Source organism: Shimazuella alba (assembly GCF_009831235.1).
Lineage (GTDB): Bacteria > Bacillota > Bacilli > Thermoactinomycetales > Thermoactinomycetaceae > Shimazuella > Shimazuella alba.
This window is the reverse complement of the sequence record NZ_WUUL01000001.1, coordinates 294,420-315,653: the sequence shown is the minus strand read 5'-3', so window position 1 is coordinate 315,653 and position 21,234 is coordinate 294,420. Positions and strand designations below refer to the sequence as shown.

Genomic DNA, 21,234 nt, shown 5'->3' with positions numbered 1-21,234 from the left:
TGTAAGGAAACGAAAATAGGATAGCAAGATATCGACAATCAAGTAGTTACGAACAAGATACGAGATTCTTTTCGTTTAGGAGTTTATACTTATCCCCTCAAATTCTTTTAAAAAATGATATTGACTCTAACACTAGTGTCATACTTTAAAATTCATCTATAAACATATTTGGAGGTTACAACTATGACTCAAATACAAAACAACAAAACACCTGTAACCATCTTGGGGTTAGGCCCCATGGGACAAGCATTAGCTCAATCATTCTTAAAGAATGGACATCCAACAACCGTATGGAATCGTACAGCAAAAAAAGCAAAAGATCTTGTAAAACAAGGTGCAAATCAAGCGAATACTGTAGCTGATGCCATTCTGGCAAGTCCCCTTGTTGTGATTTGTGTGTTGGATTATAACATTGTTCATTCCATTCTTCATCCAGTAAGCAGCGAATTAAAAGGACGTACTCTTGTGAATTTAACAGCGGATACTCCAAGTAGCGCGCGTGAAACAGCTGCTTGGGCTATTGAACAAAAATTTGAGTATCTTGATGGAGCTATTATGACACCTGTACCGACGATCGGAAACTCTGATGCACTCGTTTTATATAGTGGTAAAGAAGAAATTTATCATACCCATCGATCGACATTAGCAAGTATCGGAGGAACTTCTACCTATCTTGGCACAGATCCTGGTAGAGCTGCCGCATACGATGTTTCTCTACTTGATCTGTTTTGGACATCCATGAGTGGCTTCATTCATGCACTGGCAGTTGCTAAATCCGAAAACATCGCAGCAAAAGACATTCTTAGTTATACAAAAGGTATAATCGGAATTTTGCCAGATATTATGACCGATATGGCAGATGAAGTTGATACTGGTCATTACCCTGGAGAACTGTCTAATATTACTTCAGCCGCCGCAGGAATGAAGCATATTATTCACGCTGCTAAAGCTCATCATCTAGATGTTAGTGTACTAAGCGCTGCTAAACATATTGCTCAAAAAGCAATCGATAAGGGGCATGGCAAGGATGGCTTTTCACGTTTGATTGAGGAACTCTCACAATCGGAATAGCATTGTCATACTACTTGAATGAGAATAAAAAAAGACTAAGGTAGTTGATAACCTTAGTCTTTTTTCTCTCCGCTTTCTACCATATACTTCATACTTTAGCATATTGGTTGTTTCCCCAGAACTGATCAAAATAAGAGGGCCAATTGTTTAGTTCTCAGCACTTCAGCCTGTAATAGAAGTGTATTTTTTATTGCTATTTTCTGCCTTGACCAATCGAGTCTCTTATCAAATAAACAGATACTTGATGTAACTGTTCTGTTTTTGGGGAGCCTACTAATTTCCGATACAGGCATCTCTTTGTAGAAAGTAATCATAATAACTTTCGCTGGTAGGATCATCGATAGTTTGAAATACAAGTGTCTACTTCTGGATTAGTAGCCATTACGATTCTACTACTTTACGCAAATTAGTGTGAACAAGCACTTCCCAGCCTTCTCCCATTGTTTTCCGTATTACCGAATGCTTCTGATTTGATTTTGGAACTATGTCATCTGGACCTTTCCATTCGCCATGAATCAGTGTGAATTCCGTTTTACCAGAAGCATCTTTTAGTTCAAACGAAACTATCCATCCATCATCATCCCATGAAAAAGAAAGTTTCTTTGGTGGATCACATAGTAACACTTCGCATGGTGATGGACCAAGGGGAGATTGCAAATGGAATTTTTGTCCTACTACCGGTTGGAAGTCATTTGGCATGAACCAAGAGGAAATCCCTTCAGAAGTGGACACTGCTTGCCAAACTTTTTCTATAGGAGAATCAAAAATTGCTGTTTGTTTAATTGCTGGTAATATTTCTTCCACTGATTTGTCCTCCTTGACGTAAATCCATTGGTTTCCTAATGGATTTTATACAGCCTCTTTGTTTCATGTCGATTTACACAAATAGGATTATTTGTTAGTGACTTTTTCGGGCTTGCTCTCTTTCCCCCAGATCAAAACAGTAAGCATAGAAATAACGATAGCGATACTAAAAACAAGAAAGATAAGAGAGACACTTATGTTTACAGCCACTAAATACCCAATTAGCAATGGACCGACAATTCCCCCTATTCTTCCAAAAGAAGCTGCCATTCCTGCTCCAGTTGCTCGGATTCCATCAGGATACTGTTCTGGTGTATAGGCATAGGTCGCTCCCCATACACCCAAGTGAAAATAAGATAAAAACACACCTGCGATAAGCAAAGAAGACTGAGTATCTGCATTACCAAAGAAATAAGCACTTATTGCTGTTCCTGTGAGGAAAATCACCAAAATAGGCTTCCTTCCAATTCGTTCAATGAGCCATGCTACAGTAAAATATCCTGGAAGTTGTGCAAGAGTCATGATTAAAACATATTGGAAACTTTTAATCAAAGTAAATCCTTTCAGTACTAATACACTTGGTAACCATAAAAACAATCCATAATAAGAAAAAACAACACAAAACCAGAGTACCCATAAGACCATCGTTTGTTTGCGATAAGGTTTTGCCCACACACCCTTTATATTCTCCCATACTCCTGCTCGATGCGTAACGGTTTTTGATCGCTCTTCGTCAGGAAGTTGTCTTCGCAAATAAAGAACATAAAAAGCGGGAAGTGCCGTTAATAACATTGCAACTTGCCAACCATATACAGGAATAACGAAATACGAAATGACGGCAGCCACCAGCCATCCAACTGCCCAAAAACTCTCCAAAAGTACAACCATTCTCCCTCGTTTTTGTACAGGAACTGATTCTGACACCAAGGTGGTTGCTACAGGCAGCTCCCCTCCTAACCCCAGTCCAATAACAAAACGCAAGCATAAAAACGCCCACAAAGTTGTAGTTAAGGCGGTTAAACCACTTGCTACAGAGAAAAGAAGTAAAGTAATCATAAAAACCGGTTTTCGACCAATACGATCTGCTAATAGTCCAAATACAAAAGCACCAACAGCCATACCAATGGAATTGATACTCCCGATCCATCCGATTTCTTGTGCATTTAACTGCCAATCAATCTTTAATGCTGCAATTATAAAAGATAGGATGCCTACATCCATGGAATCGAACAAAAACCCTAAACCAGCTAGCCAAAGCAGTTTACGATCGGACATGAGGATACCTCCTATTTGGTAATACTTTCACATTTTGAAATAGTTTTCAAGTTCATATAAACCAAAACTCTCCTTCGGCCCTTTAAGTACTCAAAATATTAAAGCATGGGGAACAAGTCTCTAAACAACATCTATCCGATCAAACAATTTTGAACTTCAAAGACAAAGGATATACCTCCTATATCAGAAAAATATAGTGAATTTCTACGCGCATCGTTACGTACCCGATTATATCTAAGTATTTGCCAGGAATCAGCAAATATAAGAAAATGATTGGAGTACAAACGTCCTCTCTATCGTTTTTTGGTGTTTCTTGAAGATTGAATAAAACAAAATAAAAGAATCGTGCAGAGATCTTCCCCTTAAAATCATTCTATGAAAGAAAACATCTTGAAATAATCATCATATTGCTAACATAGATTGTCTTGTTTACTGGATTGTCAGTACAGAACTAATCTACTTTTTAAAAAGCGATTGTTTTGTATTCCTCTGTGCTACATAATCCCAATGTGCCATGAATACAAAAAGTATGAAAAAAATGCTGCCTATCTATTTGAGTCAAACATAAAAAAATAATGGCTGAACAGATCGCTTGAGATAACACAAAGATCCCTTCACCTTAGTAAAAAAGGAAGAAGAAATTGAATTAGAAATGGCATACGGAAGATATATTGCGCGGTTGTCTTTGTATAAACGAACTTAACTACATCTGATGAAACGACACATAAAAATGTATAGCGATATATGAGATAAAAAATGAAGAGGAGAAAAGATCTCGGGGAAGGTACAACAATTATTCCAATCCAATTACCTACCAAGGGCATTCGTTCCAGAGGAAATACAACTAGAATCAGCTCTCTCAGTGATGGAATCATTAACTGGGAGCAGCCCAAACATGAAATAAAAAAGCAAAGCGGGGTGGAAAGAGATTAATTAATTAAGATAAAGAACAAGAGCAATTCACAAAAGCATCCCGAAATAAAACTTATCGTTACGAAAGTCCAACTATAGCAAGCTGGAGAAGTAATGATGACATGCATCATACTTTTGTCCATCCAAGAACCAACGAAACAAAAGAGTTTTTTACTTTATTTTCACCGAACCTGTTCCACTGATATACAGAGCCTACTCCATCCCTCAGGATCCAGAGATGTTAATGCATGCTGTCAGACCTCGAAGGGAATCCTGAGGAATATAGTAAAGTCAAAGAAAGGGCAAATTAGTTTCGGGACACGAATGCTGGTTTTAGACCTATACACATTTGTATACAAGATTTCTTTGAAAAGGGCAAACTCTTTTTCTATGAGAACTTGAGGATAGCTCATAATTTGGAGTGGTAAGCTAGCCTGCCCTTTCTGAAGAGGAGGCTGCACATATTCGAAAGGATTGAGTTGAAACCCCAATCACTCATAAAAGCCTATTCTCCGTTTCGCCAACTCCGTTTTAGGATGTTCCACCTCCAATAGAATGGGTTTTATGACTCTCCAGTATACGTGACCATTATTTTTCTACCTGCACCACTTCCGCGCATAGCTGGATTGACCGCAATATATTCCACAAATCTGAACAAAGGAAATTCCCATGCAGCCAAAAAGGCGATAATTTGGTTACTGCTATTCGTTTCTGTAATGAGACGGTAATGCGGATCAGTCAGCAACTTCTTCTGTTCAGCATAAGTTCTTCGTTCACTTTCTGGAAATGATGCTTTCGTAAGTGCGAATATTTTATCAAACTCTCTTTCGTTCCTAATCATATTCTTTTCCTTATCTAAGTTACTACTTGTATTATAAATATATTGTCTTATCAACAAGATGTATTATTCCAGTGGTTACTGCTCTAGTCCATCAGATAGATTCCATTATATATGTTACATCACCATCAGTCGTCATATGCTGGTTTCTCTTCTTCAGTTATTTTTTCATCTTCTATGTCAAATTTGTGTGGAGTAAATCACAATTTTCGTTTTAACTCTAGAAAGTCACTTGCACACCGTTAAAAAAACGATTAATCAAACGGACGCCAACCTTGCTTAATATTATCAACTCATATGAGATGTCGTGCAGGGTTATTGATTTTTTTAAGGATAATTGACTATATCATTTTCGCATATTTCATCTTTATGCATACTGTTAAAATAGACTAATTTTTTAGTAAGGAAACCACACTTTTAGCTTATAAAAGCAAGGCGACCCGCTGACATCCGAAACATCAGCAGGTCACAATACTCCCTCAGAAGCCAAGCAGGATTTTGCCTGTCATCCCTTACTTGATCCCATAGGTTGAAACGACAGCCTTTGCAGCTTTCCTTGCAGCATCCATGTTTTGTGGTAAAATATGTGACTGCATCAATTTTTTGATCTTTTGAATGGAAATATACATAAAGATGAGTTTTTTGTTAAATGGATTTGTGTAGCTATACCTTTCAATGTTATGATACCCTTCGATATCAAGCAGATCACAGCTAGTGGGCGATTGAACCATAACGTGAACTATTACAGAGCGATCAAAGTGTTCCAGTTCCTCTACATGTCGTCCCTTCCATTTTTCAGGATTTTTCCCAAGGTAATCAGCGTTGGTCCAACATACAGGAACCCATTTCTCATTTAATTCGTATAGTGCTAGGGCAAGGGAATAACATTGACCATTCATATAGACCAGTTTTGTTTTCTCATCTAGCTGCCCTTCTCTCACTGTGAAACTCTTTTTCTCTCGTGTTGTCGGCTCGAATGCCCATACTTCCCACATAGTTGACTCCTAAGGGAGACTTAGACAGTTAAGCAAATAATATCACATTATTTCTGTTCTAAATACAATCAACGCATTCCGCACCACTTTCTAATCAGTTCCACACATTGCAATGATAATGAAGCTTGCATTGGCTCTCATCATCTCTTCTAACGTTTCTACTAGATCCTCTGAATGCTCATTGGAATATCGCAAAAGAGAAATTGGAGTTTTCTTATTGATACCTTGATATAGAAGTTCAAGCGATTGTTCAAAGATGTCTAAATGTACAATTTTCATTTTAGGTATCATGATTGTTCTTAAAGTAATTCTCGAATTTTCTTATTCCAAGTGACTGCATTTTCTAGAGCTCTTCGATCATTTTGTACTTCTTCAGGCTTTGTTCCCTGTCCAATCAGGTAACCGATCATAGACATGTCCATAAAATCAAAGATGTATTGGAATTGTTGAACAAGTGGCAGTGCCTTTATGTGTATACGATCTCCACCAACAATCACAACAAATGCTTGTTTCTTTGCCATTTCTGAGCGAAAGTCCATCGTCTTATCTCTTAGACATTGAGACCAGCGATCAACAAAATTTTTCATCAATCCTGACATTCCATACCAATACAGTGGTGTTGCGAAAAGCAGAATATCATGTTCCAATACTTGTTTAATGACCCTTTCATAATCGTCGTCAACTGGATCAAACCCGTTGGCAGCGTGTCGCTGATCTTTGATCGGATTTATTTGATAATCTCTTAAAAATAGAGTCGAGTGCGGGATGTCATGTAAAAGTACATTCGTTAGAAATTCAGAATTTCCTTTTTCGCGAGTACTCCCATTGATTACAAGTAATTTCATGCGAATCAACCTTTCTTCATTTCCTAAAATTTCTTTTCCAATATAATAGAAAGTGAACAAATAATCTTATTCGAGGAGTGGTTGGTTGATGCCACATCACGGAGAATCAGATCCCAAATACCGACCACTTAACCCAAGAGAGATAAGAAAATATTGTGCTAGATGCAAACAGTGGTACAAAATAAAAATCAATTACCAACCGAAAGACAGGTGCCCTCGATGTGGAATTTTTATCTAGCAAAAGTGCATTCTCAACCTTGAATCAGGGAGGAATGCATTCTCAGCTTAATATCGTAAAAACGAATCCATAGTAGATTTGTCCAGTTTCTTTGCAATCGCTTTGGCGAATACTTCCGCAGCCTCGATGTCTTCCCTATCAACAATGGTAGAATGGGAATGAATATACCGACCACATATACCAATTGCTGCGGAAGGAACACCTTCTCCAGATAAATGCACCATTCCAGCATCAGTTGCTCCTTTGGAAATAAAAAACTGATAAGGAATCTGCTCAGATTCTGCGATGTCCAAAAGAAAATCACGAACTTGTGGATGAGTTATCATGGAACGATCATAAATTCGTATCAACACACCCTTACCGATCTCGCCAAATGCATCTGGGATACCTGGAGTATCTCCTGCTGGGCCAACATCAACAGCAAAGAAAACATCTGGTTTTATTAAATTCGCTGATGTGATAGCACCTCTTAATCCTGCTTCCTCTTGCACAGTTGCCCCAGCATATAGTGTATTAGGCAATCTTGTCCCCTTAAGTGAACGTAACAATTCTATAATCAGACCACAGCCAAAACGATTATCCCATGCTTTTGCAAGAATCCTTTTTCCGCCCATCATAGGGGTATAAGGACTGATAGGAGCAATGGGATCTCCTATTGTTATACCCCACGCACGAACTTCTTCTTCCGATTGTGCTCCAATATCAATAAACATGGAGTTCATATCGGGACCTTTCCCTTTTTTCTCTTCTGCTAATAGATGTGGGGGAACAGAACCGATCACACCAGGTATGCATTTCCCTGACTGAGTCATAATCTCAACTCGTTGAGCAGGAAGAACGCTAGGACTCCATCCACCCAATGTTTGAAAACGGATAAATCCTTTTGAAGTAATTTGGATAACCATAAAACCTACTTCGTCGAGATGACTGGCAAAAAGTACTTTAGGTTCTCTGGATAATCCCCTTTTCATACCGAAAATACTACCTAATCGATCTTGTATAACTTCATCTGCATATTGATTAAGATAGTAGCGCATATGATTCTGCACCTTCTGTTCAAAACTGGGAGGACCAAAAGCTTCTGTAAATGTTTGATAAATGTTGTCATCCATTTTCCATAACCTCCTGCTCTGCTAACCATTCTTTGTATCTTCGATGAACTGTTGCTCTGGATACATCAAATCCAAAACCTTTTAATGTCGCAGAAATTTCTTCATAAGTCAGTTTCTTTTGTTTTAATGCCACAATCTGTTCAATGGGTACTTCTTTCTTCTCCCTACCACCTAAACCTTGATTTTTTAAATTTTTCGATGGGTTATATCCTTTTTCCTTGACTGCTCTCTTCATTCCCCAACTAATTTTTTGATTCATCATTTTCCTTTGTAGCTCTTCAACTTTTGAAATGATATGTAAAACAGTAGATTCTCCTGCATCAAGTGCGAGTTCTCCTCCATGTAGTTTGCAGTATATTCGACAGCCTGCTCGATGAAGTTGATGAACAACTGCTAACTTCGCTTCGCCACGACCAAGACGTGTATCATCTTGTACAAGAATAGCATCTACTCTTTCTTTTTTCATTATCTCCAACATTTGATACAATCCTCTTCTGTTCAGATCGTATCCACTATGTTGTTCTTGTACGATTTGAATAACATTCATTTTTAATTCTTTCGCCCACAAGCTGAGCTCTTCCTGTTGTCTAATCAGACTAGACTCCTGGATATCTTTTTTTGTGCTGACCCGTGTATAAATAATAGCATTCATTTTTTCCGTTTCCTTCCTGCTGTACTTCTGGTACACTCTTATTGAAGGAGTGAATAGGAACGTGATAACACCCGAACTAATTGCACGTATCAATTATTTGGCTAACAAGAAAAAGGACATTGGATTATCTCAAGAAGAATTAATCGAACAAAAGGAACTTAGAGAGATATACTTACAAGGCATTCGTGGACAAATGCGGGATCATTTATCACGAATTAAGTTTGTAGATGAAGATGATACTAAGGAAACATAATCTAATTATATCAAAAAATCGGTATTTTTTTACGAGATTTGATACGCAAACCAGTTTAAGGAGGAAGATTCACCTTGATGCCTTTTCAAGAGATGGCCAAATTGAACAAGATAATTCACGAACCCGCTCGTCTAGCCATTATGAGCGCATTGGAGGCTTGTTCGATGGCTGAATTTCTCTTTTTACAAGAACTTACCGGCCTAACCAAAGGAAATTTGTCAAGTCATCTCTCCAAGCTGGAAAGAGCACAATATCTCCTCATTAATAAAAACTATATCCGCAAAAAAATCCCACAAACGACGATACAAATTACGCATGATGGGGAAATAGCGCTTAAGTCTTATTGGGAACAACTAGATAAGATTCGCGAAGTAACCAGACAATGGCAGAAGACATCTCTTTAAATATCCTTTAAGAAATTACAACCTTTAAGAAATTACAACCTTTAAGAAATTACAACAAAAAAATAGAACCGATCTTAACTGTTCGGTTCTATTTTTGGTCGTGTCTTATTTGGATTACAAATAAGGGTTGATAGGCCTTTGAATAATGTTTTTCAATAACATTCATCAACTTATCATCCTCATAGTTGAACTCAGTAATAATTTTTCTTTCGGTACTGTAATTTCTTCTATCTTAAAGCAGCTGCTCCAAACACAGTAATCGGTCCATCAGGTTTTCGGCGGACTTTGAAGAAGAGAGCACTCTCCACATCCAGACTCCGCCCCTGTTTTTCTAATATGAAATAGAAATATTGATTCATTATATTATTGTTTTTTTAGCGATGATGTTTCTCAACTGAAGTCTTTGATTCATATTTAATTGAAATGTTCCATAAGTATTTACATGAATATAAATCAATGGAGTTAATGCCCGATAATGGGTAAATTTGCTTATTCCCTCGAAAGAGTTCATTAAGAGTTAAATGCCACTTTTTATGACTGTTAATCGCTAGATTAGTGGTCGTTTTTGCACTGATCGGGTTTTAAACGTGACGCAGAATAATGAAAAATCTACGACATTTTAGACTCGGTCTTATCAGAGGTTTTGGCTTATTATACCTTTTCTGGGATTCTTGCAAAAACACCCACATTGTTTTTATATTTTTTATCAATTTTGTTCCAGATTTGGTTTATTTCATACACTCTCATAATAACTCTAAATTATTTAAATGGTCGCGCCTTATATACAAAAATACTTTCATAGTATTGACGATATATCCATAGTAGATAAACTTCCAACAGGGTGATTACAATAGCTAATGGAAGAAGGGTCATGTCTTCGAAAATATGGAAAGCTAAGATATTAGCAATGATGGGAGATAGTGCGCCTAAAACAAAAGGAATAAAACGTCCCCAAATAAGCAAAACACCGAGAAGTGTTTCAGTTGATTTTTCAAAAAATAATAGATATTTCATTTTAAATAATTCCATTGCTTTCGGACTCGTTGGCATGAATGGTTCCATCCCAAAAAATACAACCAAGCCATTTAAACCAGCTAAGATAAAAATAAGTCCAAGAATCCACTGGCAGCCTATAATAGTCCACTTTTTCATCAGATCACACTCCTAGAAATTTTCTTATAGCGTTTATTTAGCGACATTTAATTATAGAACACTAACGCATGGCGCGATTTATAAATAAAAATTTATTGTTGGTTACTCTTAAAGCAGAATGGATAGTAACTGATCTTGTAAAGAGGCGGCTAAAACTATTTCTCCATTCATCTGAACAGGAGTAAAAGATAAAGCGTTAACATCAACAGATTCAGGAACTTTACGTAAAATACCAGTCAAATATTGTGTAATCCGTTCACGAGTTACAATTGGATTGACAGCTGTTTTGAACCTTCCACCACCATCCGTATAAGTGATTGCCTCTTTTGTGATGGACTGAACGAATCATCGATTTGACCGGAATGAATTCCTTTTAAAAACATGTGGATAAAAGATTCCGTTTTTTTCGACTGGTGAAAAGGTTGTTCTTCTAAATCAATTCTTGCTTTGCCTCGACTGTTAATTTTCCCACAATTAGCCTCTGTTTTTTCAATGATCTCGGCAACTTCCGAATATTCAAATCCAAATACCTCACGCAACAGAAAGACAGCCCGTTTTACAGGATTCAACTGTTGTAGTAAAGTCAACAATGCAAGTCTTTTTGGAGAAAAGTCTAGTTCAGGATTTTCCTGTCCAAAATCCAATAACAGAGGATCTAGGAGCCAAGGACCTACATAGATCTCTCGATTTTTATGAGCAAATTTCAGCTTTCTCAAACAATAGTTCGTTGTAACTTTCGCTAAAAAAGGTTTTCCATCACGAATTTGGGATGCCTTGAATACTCTTTTGGAATGTTCATCTCTTGTGCTTGTAAGGTTCCTACTGCTTGAGCAATATAAACGATATTCCATAGAATAGTAGCAGTGATAACCAGTTGTATACCCTTGATGGGATTGCTCCTCGTAGGATCGCTCTCGTTTTTTCCCAATTGGTTAAAAACCACCGCTCTTTTTGGAACAGAACCAGCGATTAAATGTCTCGTTGAAATCCTTTATACCGATCACCTTGAAAAGTAAGTCTGCCTATATCTCCTTCTATTAATTTTCCATATTCTGAATCGTCTACTTTAAACTCTGTGCGCTCTTTTTCATATATTTCGAAGGTTACGAAATATAACGTCCTTGTGTATTGACCTCCTTCAACATACATACGTTTAGAAACCACTTTCGCTTTTTCTGATAAGATAGGTAGTTTTTCAGTTGCTATTCGTTGTTTTCTTTTAGAAATTAGCACATAAATCACAAAAGAGATAATAATCATAGGTATCAAAATAAAAATAGAAAGAAAAAATATCATTGTGAATTCCAAAATATCCACCTCTTCAAAATAATAAATGATATTACTTTTTGGGTTAATGAAACAGTAGCTGCTCTATTCCGTCAGTAGACTTCATTATCTACGGTATCTCGATACCACGTTACTAAATCATGTAAGATTTGATACGAACGAATGATTCGCTGTGATTTACCTTCCTCTAACAACCAATTCTTAAATTCTTCTACGTACATGAAAAGCCCTCGCTTTCGCTTTGAATTAAAACTATCCTCAGAGCTATTATGAACATCTTTATTATATCAGTTTCGGTATTTTGGCGGATTTTCATTGTCGTTGATCTACCTGTCAAACTGCGTTATCTTTAAATGAGAAGATTTCTCTAATCCGTTCGTAGCTAGTCCGCCTCCTTTCTCCCTCTATACGACTCCTTACCAATAAGATAGTCATAACCCGAATAACGACTATATACTCAAAATCAATTTTAAAATTCAGTGAATAATAGATCTGTCTTATGATATTTTTTATATACACCTTTAAAAGACACTCATTTGATCAAGGAGGGCTTTATCTTGAAACGCTTAAGACAATGGCCGCTAACCCTTATGATTATTGGTTATACAGCAATTTGGATATGGGCCGCATGGTCACCTGTTGATCGTTTCGGTTGGTTTTTGGAAAACCTACTCATTTTTCTTTTCCTACTAGTATTTATTTATATACATCGTTATTTTTCTTTTTCTTATTTTTCTTATTTTTGCATTATGTTCTTTCTAACTCTTCACACAATTGGATCTCATTATTCATACCAAACACCGATTGACCCATGGTTAAAACAGTGGTTTGAATTGGATCGTGCATATTATGATCGTGTTGTTCATTTCTCCTTTGGGCTACTAATGGTAGTTCCTATAAAAGAATGGTATCAGCAATTTTTAAATTTACCCTTGAAAATGTATGCATTTGTTTCTATTCTTACGGTCTTTTCTGCGGGAGCTTTATACGAATTGATTGAAATGTGGGTGACCATGATTGTTGCTCCTGAGGAAGGGGCGAAGTTTATTGGGATACAGGGGGATCAATGGGATACCCAGCACGATATGGAACTAGCGCTGTATGGCAGTATCTTGATGATACTATTTGCAACCATTATAAAACCAATAAAACATGCACTCTACTCTCATTTCAAAACAGAAGGCTAAACGATGCAAAAAAACCATGACAGTTAAATCAAAACCCAAGAAATGTAGGAAAAGGTAGTGCCTTTCATGAAGGGCATTACCTTTTCCATTCGCAAATCATGGATAATTCATTCCCTTTTAGTTCAGCAGTAAGATTTCCACCCATTTTTAACATCAAGCTTTTTGCGATCGACAGTCCCAATCCTGTACTCTTTTCAGATTTCGTTTATCCGCTTTATAAAATCGATCGAAGAAAAAAGTTATATCCTTTCCACTCAATCGACTGGCTGTATTGTTTTTACGAGCAGGTGCCGAACTATTGATCTTTTATATGGGAATGACACCATCGATAGAGACGAATCAACTGGTATTAGGGAATGTAGTAGCTAAATTATTGTTAGTTGTATTGGCTTTTTGATCTTGAAGCTGAGTTCAAAAATACCATTGTGTGCCTGCTTTTTCATCGCAGCTACCTTAATATATTTATCTGACGATCAAATTTATGGGACAAGAATATCCCTTCCTTACAAGAGTAAATAAACTGCATGCATATCCATCTTCTCATGCTAATTCTAGTTGTGGCAGTTTGGATTACGAGTAGATCAAAAGAAAAAATATAAAAAGCAACATAAAATTGTGGCCCCAAGTAAAAGGATTACTTGGGGCTTTTCTGCTTAGAAAAGTGTATATTCATGCGTCCCAGAATGGGGATAACCACATGAACCATCACAGATTTTTGTACGTGAATTCTGAATGACTGACATTTCGTCTTCCAGTGCCTTCCTAAGCTTTTGGTTTTTCAGATTTTTCGCTTCTTTTAGCGTTCTTTGGATGTATCCTTCTTTGGTTTCACCCTGAGGCAGATGAAGAATGTACATACGATTCTCCAAGGCAGATTGTTTTTTGAACATTACTCCTTTAGTTTAACAGGGATGAGAAAAAAATGTAATAGGTTAAACTATTCGCTATCTAGAATATTTTCTATCGATTAGTAATTCAACTCCACAATCATCTTATACCAACGATTTTACAAATAAAACTCTATCTCCCCCTTGTCCATCATAATCAGAATGAAAAGAAATTCCATCCACACACAGATCCCCTTCTTCGATCGAAAACCCCATTTTTTTATGATAAGCGATGGAAGTTTTGTTCACTGGAGAAGTTACACAGCGAACCATTTTCACTCCCCTTTTCTTGACTTCATCAAAAAATTGTTCATAAAGGAGACGGCCGAGTCCCTGTTTGCGGTATTTTGGATGTATACCTACAAAATGAATATAAGCTTCTTTATCTCTACTTTGAGATATAAATCCGATCAAAAATCCTGCTATTTGTCCATGTTCTTCTAGAATGTAGCTCGTACTAGAAAAGTGATCGAAAAATAGCTTCGGTAACAACTTTGCCATATCTCGACCATCCCACCAATCATTTACGACAGATATAACAGATTGATAATCGCTAGAGCAGATATTTCTTATCTTCAAAAAAATCATCTCTTTCCATTGTGAATTAAGGAAAAATATTTAACTTCATCTTGATGGATAATCTACCATCCAAAAATTTATTTGTCTTTTTTCATTTTCTGCCTAATGTATGTGCATTGTAGCATATAACCAAAGTCGCATTATTTTCCTTGTATTACAAAAAGCTATAGAGCCTTTCTATCTCTCAATAGTACGATCCAACATACTTACTCAGAACTAACTAAGTACTTTTCCTCCACCTTTTAACATGCCATACTCATGAAAGAAGTAAGTAAATCAACTTGTTAGAGGATGAAGAAAATGAAAATAATGGTGATCCTAGCACATCCAAACCGAAGAGATTCTCGTGCTAACCATATATTAACTACTGAAATTTCCCAAGAATCAAATATATGGATTCGAGATCTTTATCAAGAGTATCCTACTTGGATCATAGATGTAGAAAAAGAACAACGCTTGCTTTTGGAATATGACCGCATTGTGTTTCAATTTCCTTTTTATTGGTATAGCTGCCCTCCGCTTTTAAAGAAATGGTTTGATGATGTATTCACCTTTGGTTGGGCTTTTGGTCCTAGTGGAGAAAATTTAAAAGGTAAAGAGTTTCTCATCGCTACTACAACAGGAGGGACAGAGAACCAATACCGTTCAGGAGGGTACAACTGGTTCTCTATCAGCGAATTATTAAAACCAATTCAAACAACAATTATGCGTTGTAATGGAACATTTCTTCCTGCTTTTGTTACTTACAATGCAAATAAAGGGAGTACAGAATATCTCCAAAAGGAAGCAGTTCGATACAAAAAACACATATATGAATCAAGGGAAATTCTAATCCGATAAATCATTCTTCTTATTATTTAAATGTTCACTGCCCCAAGTACACATTCCTTTTAATACGGGATATAAGGATTGGCCAAATCGTGTGAGCGAATATTCTACCTTTGGAGGTACAGTAGGATAAATTTTTCGATTAATTAGACCATGTTTCTCTAACTCACGCAATTGAGTAGTCAATACACCTTGTGTAATACCACTTATTATGCTTCGTAATTCACCAAATCGTTTCGTCCCTTCTTCCATGAGAACAAATAAAATCATTGTTTTCCATTTACCACCAATTAGCTCAAGTGTATATTCGATTGGATAGAGATAATCTTTACTAGGCATACCTTTCTTCCTTTTTAATCTTTTCTCCTAGCATATTCGAAAAAAACCTGAATGAACATAAGCTTCACTCAGGTTTTTTCCTCATCACATTAATTCCAGCACAGAATCTACAATTATATTCTACCGTTTTATTTTAAGGATAAAAACAATATAAGCCAGATGAAAGATGAATTATTATTTCATTGTTAAGACTGCGATGTACAAATTGTCACAGATAAAACAAAGAGGGTGCATTTTAAGATGATTTTTTCTTTTTCAACATAAGTTTTATTATACCAACAACAATGGTTACTAGACTAAAAATCCAAGTATATATAAAAATAAGGCCTAATCCAATATTTGCATCGCTATAATCATTTGTTGAATGATCAATAGCAAGATATATAAGAGGAATTCCACCTATTATAAAAAGGAGGGAATGAATGATAATAGCTTTTTTGTCTTTCTTGCTTGACAGGTGTAAAAGAAAAATGGAAATCAACAGAACAACTTCTGTCCCTATTGTATTGATTAATAATGTGTTCATATTAAAGCTCCTTTCATTTACTTTTTTCCTTCTACGTTTCATTATCCTCAACTAAAGATTATTGCTTGCCATTTTAACGCGATAAAAAAAGATAATTTACATATTTCATCATACCATGTTTGTAATGAAACATTTATAACATCCTTACGATTATGATTTTTTCAAAGGATGAAAGTTTCTTGTTGTGGTCATTTCCTCTTTTTTCAACAATGTGATTCCTTATTATTGTCAAAAAGGATATCAGATCACTCCTTCTCTATAGCGTTTTATAGTCATTTATAAAAACATCATTCTTAAAATCTACGAATCCCTTAGTTTATGTGGTATTCTTATAGGGGTTTTTGAAAAAAGGAGGTGGCCAGATGTCCAAACGCTTTCTACCAGAAATTGTACTTATCTCCATTAGTTTTGTATGGGGGATCACATTTGTCGTAGTACAGGATGCTATCAAAGACCTACCTCCCTATTCTTTTTTAGCTATCCGTTTTTTTGTAGCCTTTCTTCTGTTGTGGCTGGTTAATAAACTTTTCATAAAACAAAATGTCTGGAACAAAGCTGCTATCCTAAGTGGAATAGGAATCGGTTTTTTTCTTTTTCTAGGATTCGGTTTGCAAACGTTTAGCCTTCTTTATACAACATCAGGAAAATCCGGTTTCTTTACAGGAATGAATGTTGCTTTTGTTCCCTTTGTCACACTATTATTTTTTCAACAACGCATAAAATTTCCGACTTTAATAGGGATTTTGTGTTCTGTTATTGGACTATACTTTCTGTCTGGTTCCATTGTGGGGATGAATCTCGGGGATATCCTTGCTCTGGGATGCGCTGTAGCATTTGCGATTCAAATTGCATTAACAGGACAGTATACCAAAAAATTAGCTACTTATCCCTTTGTGATATGGCAACTACTCACAGTAACGGTGTGTAGCGGGATTCTAGCTGCTTTTTATGAATCCTTTCACCCGACAGTTTTACTTAGACCAACCGTTTGGACAGCAGTGCTAGTGACGTCTGCATTTGCTACTGTTTTTGCGTTTGTTGGTCAAACCCTTGTACAGAAGCAGATTTCTTCCGCTCGGGTTGCAATCATTTTCACATTAGAACCAGTATTTGCAGCCTTAGGGGATTATTTAGTTAATGAGATTACACTTTCCGGGATAGAACTCATTGGCTGCTCATCTATCATCATTGGTATTATATTAGCAGAGATCCCATGGAAAATACGTAAAAAAGAATCTGTTGTAACGCTGGACCTAGATTAGATCAGGTTCTTTTTTGCTTTTATTACCCATAATAGAAAGAAAGGCATCTGATAGGTTATTACAGAAGTAATACAATTAACTATATTGATAATGGAGGTCTTTTAATCATGATAAATAATATCCACTCCACTACCACATTGGCTAATGGTGTCAAAATGCCTTGGTTTGGATTAGGTGTATACAAAATCCCGGAAGGAAAAGAAATGATCACTACGGTTCAAAAAGCACTAGAGTTTGGTTATCGCAGTTTTGATACTGCTGCTTTATATCAAAACGAACAAGGATTGGGTAAAGCTATTCACGCCTCTTCTATTCCACGAGAAGATCTTTTTATTACATCGAAGGTTTGGAACACAGACCAAGGATATGATTCTACTTTAAAAGCATTTCATGATAGTTTAAATCGTTTGCAATTAGATTATCTGGACCTATATTTGATCCATTGGCCTGTTCCCAATCTTTATAAAGATACCTGGAAAGCACTTGAGACTTTATACAAAGAGAAAAAAATAAAAGCGATTGGGGTTAGTAATTTTCAAATCCATCACTTGAAAGATATCATGAAAGATGCAAATGTAATACCGATGGTTAACCAAGTAGAATATCACCCAAAATTAACGCAAAACGACTTACGTACTTTTTGCAAACAAGAAAATATCCAATTAGAGGCTTGGTCTCCATTAATGAGAGGAAGACTTCAAGATAATCCAGTATTAATAGAGATTGCACAGAAACATGCTAAAACAGTTGCCCAAGTTATTTTACGTTGGGATTTACAAAATGAAGTAATCACTATTCCTAAAACTACTAAGGTGGAAAGACTTAGGGAGAATGCAAATATCTTTGATTTTGTATTAACAGATGAAGAAATGATTGCTATTAATGGTCTTAATGAAAATCTTAGAGCAGGACAAGACCCTGATAATTTTAAATTTTAAAGGGGAAGATTTTTTTAGTAAGTAAAGTGAAAGTTTCCAAATGACAAAGGCGCATTCAGACCGCTGACTAAAATAAAAAATCATGGTCTTCATGCGCCAAACTAATAAAATGTTACTTTTCATTTCATACCTTGGTTTTTGTATCGACAATAGCTAAAAACCAGCTGCTTTTCCGCTTAGACCTAGCGTTTGCGCAGTTAAATTATGAATCTCATTTAGAAGCGATGGATTTTCCAGTAGAGGAACGCCATAAGAGGGAATCATTTCTTTGATTTTTGGTTCCCACTCTTTCATCTGGTATGGGAAACATCTTTTGATGACTTCAAGCATTACGTGAACGGCCGTAGAAGCACCAGGAGAAGCACCTAGTAATGCTGCAATCGATCCATCAGCGGCAGTAATGACTTCCGTACCGAATTGAAGCGTTCCCTTTCCACTAGCAGTATCTTTGATAACTTGTACACGTTGGCCTGCTACTACTAAATCCCAATCCTCACTTTTTGCGTTTGGGATAAACTCACGCAACTCTTCCATTCGCTGTTCTTTTGATAACATCACCTGTTGAATCAGGTATTTCGTCAGTGACATCTCTTTTGCACCTGCCGCCAACATCGTTAGGACATTATTTGGTTTTATGGAAGTTACTAAGTCGAACATGGAACCTTCTTTTAAAAACTTTGGTGAGAAACCAGCAAATGGCCCAAATAGTAACGATTTTTTATTTTCGATATATCTGGTGTCCAGATGAGGAACAGACATTGGTGGAGCACCAACCTTAGCTTTTCCATATACTTTTGCATGATGTTGTGCAGTCACATCTGGATTATTGCAAACCATAAATATTCCACTTACTGGAAATCCTCCGATATGCTTTCCTTCTGGAATGCCGGATTTTTGTAGTAAATGAAGGCTTCCTCCCCCTCCTCCTATAAAAACGAACTTTGCAGTATGATGTTCCATATCTCCACTATCGAGATCCCGTACTTTTAATTCCCACAATCCGTCGTTTCCACGTTTAATATTATTCACACTATGTTTGTAGTGAATATCGACATTTTTATTCCCTAAGTGATCAAATAACATACGTGTTAAAGCACCAAAGTTAACATCTGTTCCAGAGTCTATTTTTGTTGCTGCTATAGGTTCATTTGATGCACGACCTTGCATGATAAGGGGAATCCATTTCATCAGTTTTTCTGGATCATCAGAAAATTCCATATCTTGGTACTGCGGGTGGTTTGACAGCGCTTCAAAACGTTTCTTTAAAAACGCTACATTTTGTTCCCCCTGTACAAAACTCATATGAGGTAATGGCATGATAAAATCATGTGGATTATGTATCAGCTTCCTATTAACAAGATAAGACCAAAACTGCATGGAAAGCTGAAACTGTTCATTTATTTTTATCGCTTTACTAATATCTACAGATCCATCCGATTTTTCTACCGTATAATTAAGCTCACACAGTGCCGCATGTCCGGTCCCCGCATTATTCCATTCGTTAGAGCTCTCCTGTCCTGCGTTTGGCAGCTTCTCAAACACTGTAATTTTCCATTCCGGTACCAGTTCTTTCAAAAGTGTCCCCAAAGTCGCACTCATGATTCCCGCACCAATTAAAATCACATCTGTTTTCGTTTCTCTGTTGCTCATTTTTACCAACCTTTTACTGTGAAATTTGCAGAAAAGATGTAGGAGTCACTTTAAGGTAGTCAAACACCTTTCTGTCTCCACTATAACCATATCATAGCGTATCACTATTGCTTGTAGAATGAAATACCTTCAAAACATATCATTATTTACTAGTTTGAATAAATTAGGAATCATGGTGGGGAATCTGACTTCATGAAATGCTTTCATGACTCCCTCAAACTTGGATAGGATCAATTATCACATCATCTATTTTACAAACAACTACACATAAGTTCAATTTCTAATAATAGTAGTAACTTAGTCCAAATTGGTTTTTGAAGTTGAATGGAGCATTCAGGTTTCTTATGACGATGAGCATTTCCAGTTGTCGTAGAAAATGAAGCAACAAGGAAAGAATACTTCCTTTAAGACGAATATGTTTCGTGTATGTATTTCTCTACTAAAAATAATGAAGAAGATGAAAAAGAACCTGAGTTGGACAATTTTTTACTCAGGTTCTCCTTTTATACCATGTAGCATCATTTCCACTGTCCATTTTAATTCTTCCAGCTCTCCACCTGCACTCAATGACTCAGAAAGTACGTTTTTAGCTATCAAGAAGCCAAATACTTGAGATATAATGCCTCTTAATAGTATACGATTTGGTAAATCTCTCCTTAGTTTCCCCTGCTCTTTTAAACGATTCACTTTCTGTTCCACGTTTGCAATTACACGATTTGCAATCATTTCTTGGAGGGCTTCTCTCAAATCAGAATGGAACAAACTCTCTACAATAACAATACGTATCGTTCTCCAATTGTTCTCCACTAATGTGACTCTATCTTGTATTAATTCTTCCAGAATTACTTCAATAGGTTTATCTTGTTCCAAGATTTGAACCAACGGATTCAATATAAAGGGACTTGCAAACTTTGCAATAGCTGGAATTACTAAACGCAAAAGTAGTCCTTTCTTGGAACGATAATGTTTAAAAATAGTGGCTTCAGCTACTCCGGCTAGCTTTGCAATTTCGTTGGTGGTTGTTCCGTTATAGCCTTTCTCAGCAAATAGTTGAATGGCCGACTCTAAAATATTTCTTTGCTTCTGTGTTAACTTTTTCTTGTCTAGATTTATATCATGCTGATCAACTAGTTTTTGAATCCAATTATCCATCTTCTCACCCACATTTTACTCGCTATCAAATGATCATAACATAGAAGT

27 protein-coding genes are annotated in these 21,234 nt (G+C 36.5%); 8 read left to right on the top strand and 19 right to left on the bottom strand.

All coding sequences use genetic code 11. The annotated features are described in order from the left end of the window. Window positions 1–183 precede the first annotated feature (183 nt). The gene (locus GSM42_RS01550) at window positions 184–1,071 is read left to right on the top strand and encodes an NAD(P)-dependent oxidoreductase (protein ID WP_160799480.1); all 888 of its coding nucleotides are present in this window, start codon (window positions 184–186) and stop codon (window positions 1,069–1,071) included. 381 nt (window positions 1,072–1,452) lie between these two features. Here GSM42_RS01550 and GSM42_RS01545 read toward each other — a convergent pair whose 3' ends face one another. Together GSM42_RS01545 and GSM42_RS01540 are read right to left on the bottom strand one after the other, a co-directional pair. Beyond that, a complete protein-coding gene (locus tag GSM42_RS01545) occupies window positions 1,453–1,875 on the bottom strand; it encodes an SRPBCC domain-containing protein (RefSeq protein WP_160799479.1) in 423 nt (140 codons plus the stop codon). Between the two features lie 87 nt (window positions 1,876–1,962). Next, on the bottom strand, window positions 1,963–3,150 hold the full coding sequence (locus GSM42_RS01540) for an MFS transporter (RefSeq protein ID WP_160799478.1): 1,188 nt from the start codon (window positions 3,148–3,150) through the stop codon (window positions 1,963–1,965). Between the two features lie 756 nt (window positions 3,151–3,906). Between GSM42_RS01540 and GSM42_RS01535 the strand changes: the two genes are divergently transcribed. Beyond that, complete coding sequence (locus GSM42_RS01535; RefSeq protein ID WP_160799477.1) at window positions 3,907–4,083, top strand: hypothetical protein; 177 nt, start codon at window positions 3,907–3,909, stop codon at window positions 4,081–4,083. A 541-nt stretch (window positions 4,084–4,624) separates the two neighbouring features. On the opposite strand, the gene GSM42_RS21100 is transcribed toward GSM42_RS01535, so the two are convergent. The 6 genes from GSM42_RS21100 to GSM42_RS01505 all read right to left on the bottom strand — a co-directional run bounded on the left by GSM42_RS21100 (window position 4,625) and on the right by GSM42_RS01505 (window position 8,742). Continuing rightward, on the bottom strand, window positions 4,625–4,903 hold the full coding sequence (locus tag GSM42_RS21100) for a GNAT family N-acetyltransferase (RefSeq protein WP_338055188.1): 279 nt from the start codon (window positions 4,901–4,903) through the stop codon (window positions 4,625–4,627). Window positions 4,904–5,412: 509 nt separating this feature from the next. Continuing rightward, entirely contained in the window at window positions 5,413–5,895 is a 483-nt protein-coding gene (locus tag GSM42_RS01525; protein WP_160799476.1) for a hypothetical protein, read from the bottom strand. Between the two features lie 90 nt (window positions 5,896–5,985). After that, on the bottom strand, window positions 5,986–6,174 hold the full coding sequence (locus tag GSM42_RS01520; RefSeq protein WP_160799475.1) for a hypothetical protein: 189 nt from the start codon (window positions 6,172–6,174) through the stop codon (window positions 5,986–5,988). Window positions 6,175–6,194: 20 nt separating this feature from the next. Then, the gene (locus GSM42_RS01515) at window positions 6,195–6,740 is read right to left on the bottom strand and encodes a flavodoxin family protein (RefSeq protein ID WP_160799474.1); all 546 of its coding nucleotides are present in this window, start codon (window positions 6,738–6,740) and stop codon (window positions 6,195–6,197) included. Between the two features lie 285 nt (window positions 6,741–7,025). Beyond that, entirely contained in the window at window positions 7,026–8,090 is a 1,065-nt protein-coding gene (locus tag GSM42_RS01510) for a M42 family metallopeptidase (protein ID WP_160799473.1), read from the bottom strand. Next, window positions 8,083–8,742, bottom strand: a complete 660-nt coding sequence (locus GSM42_RS01505) for a YneB family resolvase-like protein (RefSeq protein WP_160799472.1) — start codon at window positions 8,740–8,742, stop codon at window positions 8,083–8,085. The genes GSM42_RS01510 and GSM42_RS01505 overlap by 8 nt, the downstream gene beginning before the upstream one ends. A 61-nt stretch (window positions 8,743–8,803) precedes the next feature. On the opposite strand from GSM42_RS01505, the gene GSM42_RS01500 reads away from it, so the two are divergent. Both GSM42_RS01500 and GSM42_RS01495 read left to right on the top strand, forming a co-directional pair. After that, window positions 8,804–8,995 carry a DUF896 domain-containing protein gene (locus GSM42_RS01500; protein ID WP_160799471.1) on the top strand — a complete coding sequence of 64 codons (192 nt, stop codon included), beginning with the start codon at window positions 8,804–8,806 and terminating at the stop codon, window positions 8,993–8,995. Window positions 8,996–9,072: 77 nt separating this feature from the next. After that, the gene (locus GSM42_RS01495) at window positions 9,073–9,399 is read left to right on the top strand and encodes a transcriptional regulator (RefSeq protein WP_160799685.1); all 327 of its coding nucleotides are present in this window, start codon (window positions 9,073–9,075) and stop codon (window positions 9,397–9,399) included. A 759-nt stretch (window positions 9,400–10,158) separates the two neighbouring features. Here the strand turns inward: GSM42_RS01495 and GSM42_RS01490 are convergent. The 5 genes from GSM42_RS01490 to GSM42_RS20900 all read right to left on the bottom strand — a co-directional run bounded on the left by GSM42_RS01490 (window position 10,159) and on the right by GSM42_RS20900 (window position 12,059). Continuing rightward, window positions 10,159–10,551, bottom strand: a complete 393-nt coding sequence (locus GSM42_RS01490; RefSeq protein WP_160799470.1) for a hypothetical protein — start codon at window positions 10,549–10,551, stop codon at window positions 10,159–10,161. 263 nt (window positions 10,552–10,814) lie between these two features. Next, the gene (locus GSM42_RS01485; RefSeq protein ID WP_160799469.1) at window positions 10,815–11,267 is read right to left on the bottom strand and encodes a sigma factor-like helix-turn-helix DNA-binding protein; all 453 of its coding nucleotides are present in this window, start codon (window positions 11,265–11,267) and stop codon (window positions 10,815–10,817) included. A 23-nt stretch (window positions 11,268–11,290) separates the two neighbouring features. Beyond that, entirely contained in the window at window positions 11,291–11,479 is a 189-nt protein-coding gene (locus GSM42_RS01480; RefSeq protein ID WP_160799468.1) for a transposase, read from the bottom strand. 41 nt (window positions 11,480–11,520) lie between these two features. Continuing rightward, entirely contained in the window at window positions 11,521–11,859 is a 339-nt protein-coding gene (locus tag GSM42_RS01475) for a DUF2500 domain-containing protein (RefSeq protein ID WP_160799467.1), read from the bottom strand. A gap of 71 nt (window positions 11,860–11,930) precedes the next feature. Continuing rightward, a complete protein-coding gene (locus GSM42_RS20900) occupies window positions 11,931–12,059 on the bottom strand; it encodes a hypothetical protein (RefSeq protein ID WP_275402105.1) in 129 nt (42 codons plus the stop codon). A gap of 336 nt (window positions 12,060–12,395) precedes the next feature. On the opposite strand from GSM42_RS20900, the gene GSM42_RS01470 reads away from it, so the two are divergent. Next, the gene (locus GSM42_RS01470; RefSeq protein WP_160799466.1) at window positions 12,396–13,025 is read left to right on the top strand and encodes a DUF2238 domain-containing protein; all 630 of its coding nucleotides are present in this window, start codon (window positions 12,396–12,398) and stop codon (window positions 13,023–13,025) included. 653 nt (window positions 13,026–13,678) lie between these two features. On the opposite strand, the gene GSM42_RS01465 is transcribed toward GSM42_RS01470, so the two are convergent. Then, a complete protein-coding gene (locus GSM42_RS01465) occupies window positions 13,679–13,915 on the bottom strand; it encodes a hypothetical protein (RefSeq protein ID WP_160799465.1) in 237 nt (78 codons plus the stop codon). A 102-nt stretch (window positions 13,916–14,017) separates the two neighbouring features. Next, window positions 14,018–14,491: a GNAT family N-acetyltransferase gene (locus GSM42_RS01460; protein WP_160799464.1), complete on the bottom strand. Its 474-nt coding sequence runs from the start codon at window positions 14,489–14,491 to the stop codon at window positions 14,018–14,020. A 300-nt stretch (window positions 14,492–14,791) separates the two neighbouring features. Between GSM42_RS01460 and GSM42_RS01455 the strand changes: the two genes are divergently transcribed. Then, the gene (locus GSM42_RS01455) at window positions 14,792–15,331 is read left to right on the top strand and encodes an NAD(P)H-dependent oxidoreductase (RefSeq protein ID WP_160799463.1); all 540 of its coding nucleotides are present in this window, start codon (window positions 14,792–14,794) and stop codon (window positions 15,329–15,331) included. Here GSM42_RS01455 and GSM42_RS01450 read toward each other — a convergent pair. Together GSM42_RS01450 and GSM42_RS01445 are read right to left on the bottom strand one after the other, a co-directional pair. Then, on the bottom strand, window positions 15,320–15,658 hold the full coding sequence (locus tag GSM42_RS01450) for a winged helix-turn-helix transcriptional regulator (protein WP_160799462.1): 339 nt from the start codon (window positions 15,656–15,658) through the stop codon (window positions 15,320–15,322). The genes GSM42_RS01455 and GSM42_RS01450 overlap by 12 nt on opposite strands. Before the next feature lie 235 nt (window positions 15,659–15,893). Next, window positions 15,894–16,184 (bottom strand): hypothetical protein, encoded by a 291-nt coding sequence (locus GSM42_RS01445; protein WP_160799461.1) that lies wholly within the window; start codon window positions 16,182–16,184, stop codon window positions 15,894–15,896. Window positions 16,185–16,546: 362 nt separating this feature from the next. On the opposite strand from GSM42_RS01445, the gene GSM42_RS01440 reads away from it, so the two are divergent. Continuing rightward, on the top strand, window positions 16,547–17,446 hold the full coding sequence (locus tag GSM42_RS01440) for a DMT family transporter (protein WP_160799460.1): 900 nt from the start codon (window positions 16,547–16,549) through the stop codon (window positions 17,444–17,446). A 107-nt stretch (window positions 17,447–17,553) separates the two neighbouring features. Beyond that, entirely contained in the window at window positions 17,554–18,384 is an 831-nt protein-coding gene (locus tag GSM42_RS01435) for an aldo/keto reductase (RefSeq protein ID WP_160799459.1), read from the top strand. Window positions 18,385–18,537: 153 nt separating this feature from the next. Here GSM42_RS01435 and GSM42_RS01430 read toward each other — a convergent pair whose 3' ends face one another. After that, window positions 18,538–20,034, bottom strand: coding sequence for a malate:quinone oxidoreductase (locus GSM42_RS01430; RefSeq protein WP_160799458.1), 1,497 nt, complete (start codon window positions 20,032–20,034; stop codon window positions 18,538–18,540). Between the two features lie 486 nt (window positions 20,035–20,520). Further along, entirely contained in the window at window positions 20,521–21,186 is a 666-nt protein-coding gene (locus tag GSM42_RS01425; protein ID WP_160799457.1) for a TetR/AcrR family transcriptional regulator, read from the bottom strand. Window positions 21,187–21,234 lie beyond the last annotated feature (48 nt).